This is a genomic window from Corynebacterium sp. ACRQP (assembly GCF_022345915.1).
GTDB classification, from domain to species: domain Bacteria; phylum Actinomycetota; class Actinomycetes; order Mycobacteriales; family Mycobacteriaceae; genus Corynebacterium; species Corynebacterium lehmanniae.
On sequence record NZ_JAKRMZ010000030.1, the window covers coordinates 23,465 to 31,990 of the forward strand.

Annotated in this window: 7 protein-coding genes and 2 tRNA genes; 4 read left to right on the top strand and 5 right to left on the bottom strand. The window is 63.9% G+C overall.

Annotated elements, in window-relative coordinates:
• Nucleotides 1-112: 112 nt before the first annotated feature.
• Together MHY23_RS10795 and MHY23_RS10800 are read right to left on the bottom strand one after the other, a co-directional pair.
• Nucleotides 113-185, bottom strand: a tRNA-Ala gene (locus tag MHY23_RS10795).
• A gap of 18 nt (nt 186-203) precedes the next feature.
• Nucleotides 204-277: transfer RNA gene (locus MHY23_RS10800), tRNA-Ile, on the bottom strand.
• 390 nt (nt 278-667) lie between these two features.
• Between MHY23_RS10800 and MHY23_RS10805 the strand changes: the two genes are divergently transcribed.
• Complete coding sequence (locus MHY23_RS10805; protein WP_239307560.1) at nt 668-1,792, top strand: zinc-dependent metalloprotease; 1,125 nt, start codon at nt 668-670, stop codon at nt 1,790-1,792.
• 409 nt (nt 1,793-2,201) lie between these two features.
• Here the strand turns inward: MHY23_RS10805 and MHY23_RS10810 are convergent, their stop codons facing one another.
• Nucleotides 2,202-2,546, bottom strand: a complete 345-nt coding sequence (locus MHY23_RS10810) for a DUF3566 domain-containing protein (protein ID WP_181889417.1) — start codon at nt 2,544-2,546, stop codon at nt 2,202-2,204.
• A 3-nt stretch (nt 2,547-2,549) separates the two neighbouring features.
• Nucleotides 2,550-5,117 carry a DNA gyrase subunit A gene (gene gyrA, locus MHY23_RS10815; RefSeq protein ID WP_239307561.1) on the bottom strand — a complete coding sequence of 856 codons (2,568 nt, stop codon included), beginning with the start codon at nt 5,115-5,117 and terminating at the stop codon, nt 2,550-2,552.
• Between the two features lie 60 nt (nt 5,118-5,177).
• Here gyrA and MHY23_RS10820 point away from each other — a divergent pair, with 60 nt between their 5' ends.
• Both MHY23_RS10820 and MHY23_RS10825 read left to right on the top strand, forming a co-directional pair.
• Entirely contained in the window at nt 5,178-5,390 is a 213-nt protein-coding gene (locus MHY23_RS10820) for a CopG family transcriptional regulator (RefSeq protein WP_239307562.1), read from the top strand.
• Nucleotides 5,387-5,650: a TetR family transcriptional regulator gene (locus MHY23_RS10825; RefSeq protein ID WP_239307563.1), complete on the top strand. Its 264-nt coding sequence runs from the start codon at nt 5,387-5,389 to the stop codon at nt 5,648-5,650. Before MHY23_RS10820 ends, MHY23_RS10825 begins: the two co-directional genes overlap by 4 nt.
• A gap of 76 nt (nt 5,651-5,726) precedes the next feature.
• Here the strand turns inward: MHY23_RS10825 and MHY23_RS10830 are convergent, their stop codons facing one another.
• The gene (locus tag MHY23_RS10830) at nt 5,727-6,722 is read right to left on the bottom strand and encodes an endonuclease domain-containing protein (protein WP_239307564.1); all 996 of its coding nucleotides are present in this window, start codon (nt 6,720-6,722) and stop codon (nt 5,727-5,729) included.
• 123 nt (nt 6,723-6,845) lie between these two features.
• Between MHY23_RS10830 and MHY23_RS10835 the strand changes: the two genes are divergently transcribed.
• Nucleotides 6,846-8,526 (top strand): YPDG domain-containing protein (locus MHY23_RS10835; RefSeq protein WP_239307565.1); only part of this gene is annotated, 1,681 nt, incomplete at its 3' end.

The following is an 8,526-nucleotide window of genomic DNA, read 5'->3' on the forward strand; positions in this document are numbered from 1 at the left end:
CTGCGTTTTCGCAGTTTGATTCGCAGTGTGGAGGCGGTAAGTGTGAAAGTTCTGCCACAGAGCAACCGTCGCAAAGCAAAAAGCTCCCTCCGCAACCGGAGGGAGCAATCTGTGGAGCATAGGAGAATCGAACTCCTGACATCCTGCTTGCAAAGCAGGTGCTCTACCAACTGAGCTAATGCCCCGCGTACCCAAGGGTACCGTGGGCCTAGCAAGAATCGAACTTGCGACCTCATCGTTATCAGCGATGCGCTCTAACCGACTGAGCTATAGGCCCTTGGAACGAATAGGAATATTACAGAGCACCCACAACAGCTCCAAATCGCCAGCGTACGGCCCATAAAAGAGGCATTTGCTTATCGACGTTCCACCCTCCCGGTAAGCAGGGGTAATAGGCGGGGGTAGGCGTTGCGATAAGTGGTGAACAATCCGCGCTGTCCTGGGGTTTTGTGCGTCTTTGCAGGTGAGGGGGCTGCCCTCGGGTTCGTGGGGTGTTTTGGCAGGGGCTGATTGGTGAACAATCCGCGCCCGTGCGGGCCGCAAACGTTGAACAATCCGAACCAAGTGTTGAACGATCTTACCCCGGTTTACCTGCGCAAACTCCTTGCATAAAATCATGGACATCGAAGCAGCCCATGTCCACCACAACGCACAAAGGAGCAACGAGATGCGCACACAGACCAAGGCCCTCGCCGCCGCGCTCGCAGCAGCACTCGCCTTCACTGGCCTCCAGCCGGCCGCCGCCGACGACGCCTCCGCACTCGTTGACCTCGAGGCTGCCGAGTACGCCATCGACTCCGACAACGACGGCCTCCCCGACGACTGGGAAACCGAGGGCGTCGTACTTCACGACGGCACCGAGCTCGCCCTGCCCGACTGGGGCGTCGACCCCAACCGCCCCGACCTGTTCCTCCAGCTCAACTGGATGGAAGACCACAACGGCAGGTCCTTCGCGCCGTCCGCGGAGGCGCTGCAGGACATCGTCAAGCTTTTCGACGACCACGGCATCGCCCTCCACATCGACGCCGGCGAGACCTACACCAACATCCCCAACTACACCGAGTTCCACGGCGGCGAGACCGTGGCCTACTCGCAGTACTACTTCGCCGACCAGATCACCGGCGTGCGCCTGCTCCAGGACATCGACACCTACCTCGGCGACCGCTCCAACGCCTTCCGCCTGGGCATCATCGGCGACCAGATCGACCGCGGCGACTACACCACCGGCGTCGCCCTCGTCGGCGACAGCGCCTTCTTCGTGGCCAACAACGACCAGATCGACACCGACGAGCAGCTCCGCAACGCCATCCTCCACGAGTTCGGCCACACCCTCGGTCTGCGCCACAACGGATCCGCGGACGTCACCCGCAAGCTGCCGCGCAGTCAGGCCACCCCGGCCGAATACCTCTCCGTGATGAACTACGACCACGAGTTCACCCACTTCAACTACTCCGAGGAGGCCTACATCGCCGAGGGCCCGAACGGCCCCGTCGAGGTGCCCGCCGACTGGGACTCCCTGGTCCTGGACACCCCGCGCATCGGCCACGACGCCCTCGAGCTCGGCGCCCGCACCGTCTCCCACGGCGCAGCGCCGGCGGTTGCGGCTTCACAGGCGCAGGCTTCTCAGGCGGCCACGGCCACGCCCGCTAAAGACTCGCCCGCCGAGGCCGCTCCGGCCAAGGCCGCAGACGTGAACGTCGCCGCGATCGTCGGCTCCGTGGTCGCAGCTCTGGCCGTCCTGGGCATCGCGGGTGCAGGCTTCGCCGCCATGAACGGCCTGCTCCCCTTCTAGCCCAGCGCCCCGGTTCCGCATGGGCTTTTTTCGTGGGTGCTGGCCAATAGTTGGGGTCGCCGGGGTTGTCCGCAATGCGGAGTTGCTGGACCCCAGTCGTCGGGATTTTGTACGAATCGACATTTCGGTCTCTTTCGGGCCTGCAAACACACAGGTCGGCAATTTGCAGTGTTGATTCGTACAAAAACTGGGCACGGGCCAATAGTTGGTCGACCCGGAATTGTCCGCAATGCGGAGTCCGCGAGCGATGAAGGCGGGAATGGCGAAGTCGATACCTTGAGGTCGATGGTTGCAGGTCAGAGCCTTTCGACGAAAAGCCGCCGGAACAGGGCTCAAACCTGTGACCAGGAACTATCGACATCGAGGTATCGACATGGGGTTTTGAGGGGCCCGGCCCGGAGACCAGCCCCTACTTCGCCCGGTTGGACATGGTGAAGTTGATGCCGCCGACCAGGTCCGCGATGGCGTTGTACATGATCACCGTCAGCGGGGCCATGATCACCTGGAACAGGAAGCCCACCAGGCCGAACAGGCCCGCGGCGGACATGGCCAGTTTCATGTCCACCACCTGGTCGCCTCCGACGCCTCCGATCAGCGAATTCACTGAATCCACCACCCCGGCGCGCTCCAGCCCGTAGTAGACCAGCAGGCAGGCGGCCATCCAGGCGATGAAGCCCAGAAAGGCCAGCAGCGTTGCCACTTTGAAGGTGGAGCCGGCGCCGATGTGGCGCACGGTCACTTTGCGGACAGCCACGGGCTACTCCTTGTCCTCGTCGGCCTGGGAATCAGAGGAACCGGCGGAGCTGTCGTCGCTAAGCGCTTGCTCGAGGGTCTTCTGCCCGGTGGCGACTGCGGTGGCTTCCTCCTCGCCTTCGTCCTCGACGTTGCGGTCGATGGCGAGCAGCTCGACGCCGCCGGCAAGGTCCACCAGCCGCACGCCCATGGTCGCGCGGGACGACGGGCGAATCTGGTCGACCTCGGTGCGGATCACGCCGCCGGCGGAGGTGATGGCGAAGATCTGGTCGTCCTCCGCGACAGAGAGCGCGCCGATGAGTTTGCCGCGCTTCGGGCTGTACTTGAAGGTCATCACACCCATGCCGCCACGGCCCTGCGCGTTGTACTCCTCGATGGCGGTGCGCTTGCCGTAGCCGCCGGAGGTGGCCACAAGCAGGTATTCGCCGTCCTTGGCCACGGTCATGGCCAAAAGCTGGTCGTCGCCCTTGAAGCGCATGCCCTTCACGCCGGCGGTGGCGCGGCCCATCGGCCGCAGCTGCTCGTCGTCGGCGGAGAAGCGGATGGACTGGCCCTGTTCGGATACCAGCAGCAGGTCGTCGTCCTCGCCGACAAGGGAGGCGCCGATGAGCGCGTCGCCTTCGTTGAGGTTGATGGCGATCAGGCCGGCGGAGCGAGCGGACTCGTAGTCGGTGAGGCGGGACTTCTTCACGCGGCCGTCGCGGGTGGCCAGGACCAGGTACGGGGCGTCCTCGTAGGTCTGGATCTGGATGATCTGGGCGATCTTCTCCTCCGGCTGGAACTCCAGCAGGTTGGCCACGTGCTGGCCGCGGGCGGTGCGGCCAGCTTCCGGCAGCTCGTAGGCCTTGAGGCGGTAGACGCGGCCGAAGTTGGTGAAGAACAGGATCCAGTCGTGGGTGGAGCAGATGAAGAAGTTCTTCACCACGTCGTCCTGCTTCAGCTCGGCGCCGCGCACGCCCTTGCCGCCGCGTTTCTGGCTCTTGTAGGCGTCGACCTTGGTGCGCTTGGCGTAGCCGGTGGAGGTGATGGTGACCACCACGTTTTCGCGGGCGATGAGGTCTTCTTCGGTGACGTCGCCGGTGGCGGCGACGATGCGGGTGCGGCGCTCATCGCCATACTTATCGACGATCTCCTTGAGCTCGTCGCCGACAATTGCACGCTGGCGCTCCGGCTTGGCCAGGATGTCCTTGTAGTCCGCGATCTGTTCTTCGATGGCGGCCAGGTCGTCGATGATCTTCTGGCGCTCCAGGGCCGCCAGGCGGCGCAGCTGCATGGCCAGGATCTCGTTGGCCTGGATCTCGTCGACGTCGAGCAGGTCGATCAGGCCGGCGCGGGCGTCGTCCACAGTCGGCGAGCGGCGGATCAGGGAGATGACCTCGTCCAACATGTCCAGCGCCTTGACCAGGCCGCGGAGGATGTGGGCGCGCTTTTCGGCCTCGTCCAGGCGGTACTGGGTGCGACGGACGATGACTTCGATCTGGTGCTTGACGTAGAAGCGCAGCATCTGGTCCAGGCGCAGGGTGCGCGGGACGCCGTCGACAATGCTGAGCATGTTGGCGGAGAAGTTCGTCTCCAGCGCCGAGTGCTTGTACAGGTTGTTCAGCACCACGCGCGGCACAGCGTCGCGCTTCAGCGTGACGACGATTCGCATGCCCACGCGGTCGGAGGACTCGTCCTCAATCTTGGAGATGCCCACCATCTTGCCGGCGGTGACCTGCTCGGCGATGTTGTGGATGAAGTTGTCCGGGTTGACCTGGTAGGGCAGCTCGGTGATCGTGATGACCTGGCGGTTGCCAATCTCCTCGATCTCGGTCACCCCGCGCATGCGGATGGAGCCGCGGCCGGTGGTGTAGGCGTCCTTGATGCCCTGGTCGCCCACGATCAGGCCCGCCGTGGGGAAGTCCGGGCCCTTCACTCGCTCCATCACGGCGTCGAGGGTTTCCTTCTCCTCGGCGTCGTGGTTCTCCAGGATCCAGTAGATCGCCTCCGCCAGCTCGTTCAGGTTGTGCGGCGGGATGTTGGTGGCCATGCCGACGGCGATGCCGTTGGAGCCGTTCATGAGCAGGTTCGGCACACGCGACGGCAGGACGGTCGGCTCCTGGGTCTTGCCGTCGTAGTTCGGCACGAAATCCACGGCGTTTTCGCGGATGTCGCGCACCATCTCCATAGCCAGCGGAGTCATCTTGCACTCCGTGTAACGCATCGCGGCCGGGCCGTCGTTGCCCGGGGAGCCGAAGTTGCCCTGGCCGTCCACAAGCGGGTAGCGCATGGCCCACGGCTGCGCCATGCGCACCAGGGTGTCGTAGATGGCGCTGTCGCCGTGCGGGTGGTAGTTACCCATCGTGTCCGCCACCGGCTTCGCGCTCTTCACGTAGGAGCGTTCGGGGCGGTAGCCGTTGTCGTACATTGCGTAGATGATGCGACGGTGCACCGGCTTCATGCCGTCGCGCACATCCGGGAGCGCGCGACCCACGATCACGCTCATGGCGTAATCGATGTAGCTGGTCTGCATCTCCTCGTTGATGTCGATTGGTTGAATGCGGTCCAAGCCGCCAGTGGTGTCATCAGCCATGTGGAAGAGTCTAGCGGGCTTCTCCGGGTTTTCCCGGTTGCGGCGTGGTATCAAAGTGGTATGGCTATGACGCTCCGCTTGACCGCAGACGAGGACAAGGCGCTCGTGTTACTCGCGTCCGCATGGGGGTGCTCGAAGCAGGAGGCCGCGCGCCGTGCGGTGGTCACCGCAGCATCGCGATTGCTTGACGACGCCCACGTCACCGACCTCGCCCGCACCCTCATCCCCACCTACGCCAGCATGGAATCCCGGATCCGTCAGGCCCGGTCATGAGGGGTTTTTCCGGCGAGCAGCTCCTCGCCGTCGCCGACGAGTACTGCGCGTTCCACGGCTGCCACGTCCGTTCGTTTGCTGCCCTAGCGGCCAGCGCCGCCGTGCCCGGGGCCCGGCTCCACGGCGTGCCGGTGTTCGACTCCGTGGAGGCAGCCGCTGCGGCGCTGGCCGAGACCATCCGGGCACTCGAGCCTCTGTCCGGGTCCAACACCGGATTCTCGGACGTCGCCGGCGAGGTGTACCGGCGCTGGGCTGAGTGAGGGCCGGATGCTCGTCGATAGGCAACCGCTTTGTACGAATCGACATTTTTCTAGATTTCGTCGCTAAAACCCCAGGTCAAATTTTTTTGTTGTCGATTCGTACAAAACCGCGCTGGGTGAGGATGACCCGCAGCTGGCCAACCAACAATCCCAGCGTGTTTTGCGTGTACCGCAGAGGAGTCCACTGCTGGACCGCAAGCTCCCGGTCGACGGTGTTGTCATAGATTCGTTGCTTCTGTTCCTCGTGATGGATGCCGTCGTAGAACAACGCCAGCCGCGCTTCCGGGAACCCCAGGTCGGCGCGGGTGAGCGGCCGCCCGTCGGCGTGAAACTCCACCTGCTCCTCCAACCGGAGGCCGAATTCCTTGGCCACCTTGGCGGCCAAGAACCGCATCTCGGTCTCTTTCGGCGAATCAGCGCGCGCGCTCGACGCCTTGAGCACCGACGCGAGCCACCGGGTAGCCACACGGTTGTGCCCCGCTTCGGCGATTTCCTCAGGGGAGATGCCGAGGAATCTGCGGCATGCGTCGACGAGCTGGATCGCGCGCAGAAACACCTCTTCGTCCTCAGGTGCATGCACGGGCCACGAGCACTGCTTTGTGCGGATGAGCTTGAGCGCTTGCGCCGCCGCCACTGGTGGCGCGGCAACCTTGATGTGCTCGCCGCGGCACAGAACATGCCACGTCTCCCCTGGTCGTAGGGATTTTCTTATCACGGTAGGAGTGAACTGGGTGCCCCATTTCTTGCGCCCGCACGTAGGCGAGATCAAGACAGTGTCGTGCGCGTCCACAAGGTACGGCAGCCCGTAGAGCGCCAGCGCGCCGAAACCGGCAACTGTGGTGCCCGGGTGCGTGAGCGCGTGGGCGGCCGCGCGGTACTCGGCAGGGACAGGGTAACGCACCTGGCGCGGGTGGCGGACGGAATCGCGGATGACGATGCTGTCCGGGCGCAGCACGTGGCGCGGCACCTGGAACTTCCCGTTCACGCTGGCCATTCCAGGCAACAGACGCCCCGGGTTCGGGTAGAGCAACGCGCCGGCAGTGGTGGCCATGCCGTTGTAGAGGTGGGTCATGCCTAGTTAGACGCTCGCAACCGCTCGGCGGTTCCCTCTCGGACAGGGACTAAGTTGTCGTGCTTTCCCCAGCTCAAGGCGTATACTGCTGCTCAGCCAACATTGTTTCCCGAAAGGCTTCCCATGTCTGCCAAAAACTTCGGCCGCGCGGCCGTCGCCGTCGCCACTGCTGCCTCGCTGGTGTGCGGCGGCGCAACTGTCCCCCACGCGCTCGCGGAGACCACCCAGGTCCAAAGCATCGATTCCCTGAGCTGGCCAGACGTCCGCGTCACCCCGGGCGGGGAGGTGAAGGTGAAGCCGGAGGGCGAGTTCTCCAGCGACGTGCGTTTCTCCGGCGAACGTGACTACTTGGGCTATAGCTTTACGACGGAACCGCGCACCGGCGAAGTCACCATCCGCGTCGCGGACGACGTCTCCCCCGGCGAGCGCACGATGCTCACCGTTGCGGTCAGCGACGGCTTTCGCACCGTACAGCGCACGGTGCAGGTGGACGTGGTGGATCAGCTCGGCGAGATGGCGCAGAAATACCCGGTGGAGTACTACGCGGTGTACACCTCGCTCGACCGGCCCGTAGCGGAGCCGCTTCAGGGTGAGGTGCCCGAGGGCACCACGTTCTCCGTTGTCGCGCCGGAGCACTTCAAGGCTGAGGTGGACGACAAGGGCACCCTCACCGTGACGCAGACAGACTCCCTGCGTTTCCGCTCCAACACCGCTGCGGCTGTGACGGTGCACTACCCGGATGGCTCGGAAGCCACTATAGAAGTGCCGCTACTGACAATGGACGTTGATGAGCAGTCGTTCGAGGAACTTAGACGCGAGGATCTCTCCGACTTCTTCAATTACCTCTATGACCATCGCATTCAACCGGAGTGGCACCACACCGTCATGCGGGGAGACGAGACCGCGGTAGCGCAGTTCGACGGTCCAACCCGGGGCGCCGAGAGTTTCAAGTTTCGCGAGGATTTAGTCCCCTATCTGACCAAGCGCTTCGACGTGGACGTCGATAAGCAAACAGGCCAAGTGGCGATGACCCCGAAGCGGCCCATCAAGACCTCGGGCTCGCAATTTTTCGTCCCGGTGGAGGTGACCTACAGCGACCAGAGCGTTGGCCTGGGTTCCGCGGTGTTCGAGATCGGTGAGCCTGGGTTGTGGGACAACGAGCGGGCCGAGTTGGAGTACAAGAAGGTGGAGGCGCCCACGCCAGGACCGTTCACGTCGAAGCTCGGAGGCGACTTCCCGTATGGCACCTGGTTCGAGCCCTATGGGGAATTCATGCCGGGCTGGACTATCGACGTCGCACGCACCACCGGTGAGGTCACCGTGACTCCCCCGAACAACACCAAGCCCAACATCTCCTTCGAGACCGATGTGGCCGCACACTTCCCGGACGGCTCCGTCAAATACCTCGTGGCCCCGTTCCTCCTGGTGAAACCAGAGAACCCGCAGTCCGAGACCGCTCGTGTGACTTACCCGGATGTGGAACTGCACCCCGGTGAGACCGTCAGCTACTCGCCAGATGGCCTGCCGGACGGCAGCGTTGTCACGATCTTCCACACGAATTACGCCGAAAAGCACGGTGTCGACATCAGGGTCGACTCACGCACTGGCGCATTGACTGTCGCAGCAAAGCAGAACGCTTCCGCGTTCAACCAAGACGTTTTCTTGGACGTGGTATTCAAAGACGGTTCCGACACCAAAGTCGGCGCGAACATAAAGGTGACCGTCCCGGAACCGGAACCAGAGGTCACGCCCGAGCCGGAACCGGAACCCGAGCCCGAGCCAACCCCCACACCCACCCCGGAAC

Excerpts from the sequence above, each read along its gene's own strand:
- gyrA (WP_239307561.1), bottom strand. The coding sequence starts at position 5,117 with ATGGCTGATGACACCACTGGCGGCTTGGACCGCATTCAACCAATCGAC.
- MHY23_RS10830 (WP_239307564.1), bottom strand. The coding sequence starts at position 6,722 with ATGACCCACCTCTACAACGGCATGGCCACCACTGCCGGCGCGTTGCTC.
- MHY23_RS10820 (WP_239307562.1), top strand. The coding sequence starts at position 5,178 with ATGGCTATGACGCTCCGCTTGACCGCAGACGAGGACAAGGCGCTCGTG.
- MHY23_RS10805 (WP_239307560.1), top strand. The coding sequence starts at position 668 with ATGCGCACACAGACCAAGGCCCTCGCCGCCGCGCTCGCAGCAGCACTC.
- MHY23_RS10825 (WP_239307563.1), top strand. The coding sequence starts at position 5,387 with ATGAGGGGTTTTTCCGGCGAGCAGCTCCTCGCCGTCGCCGACGAGTAC.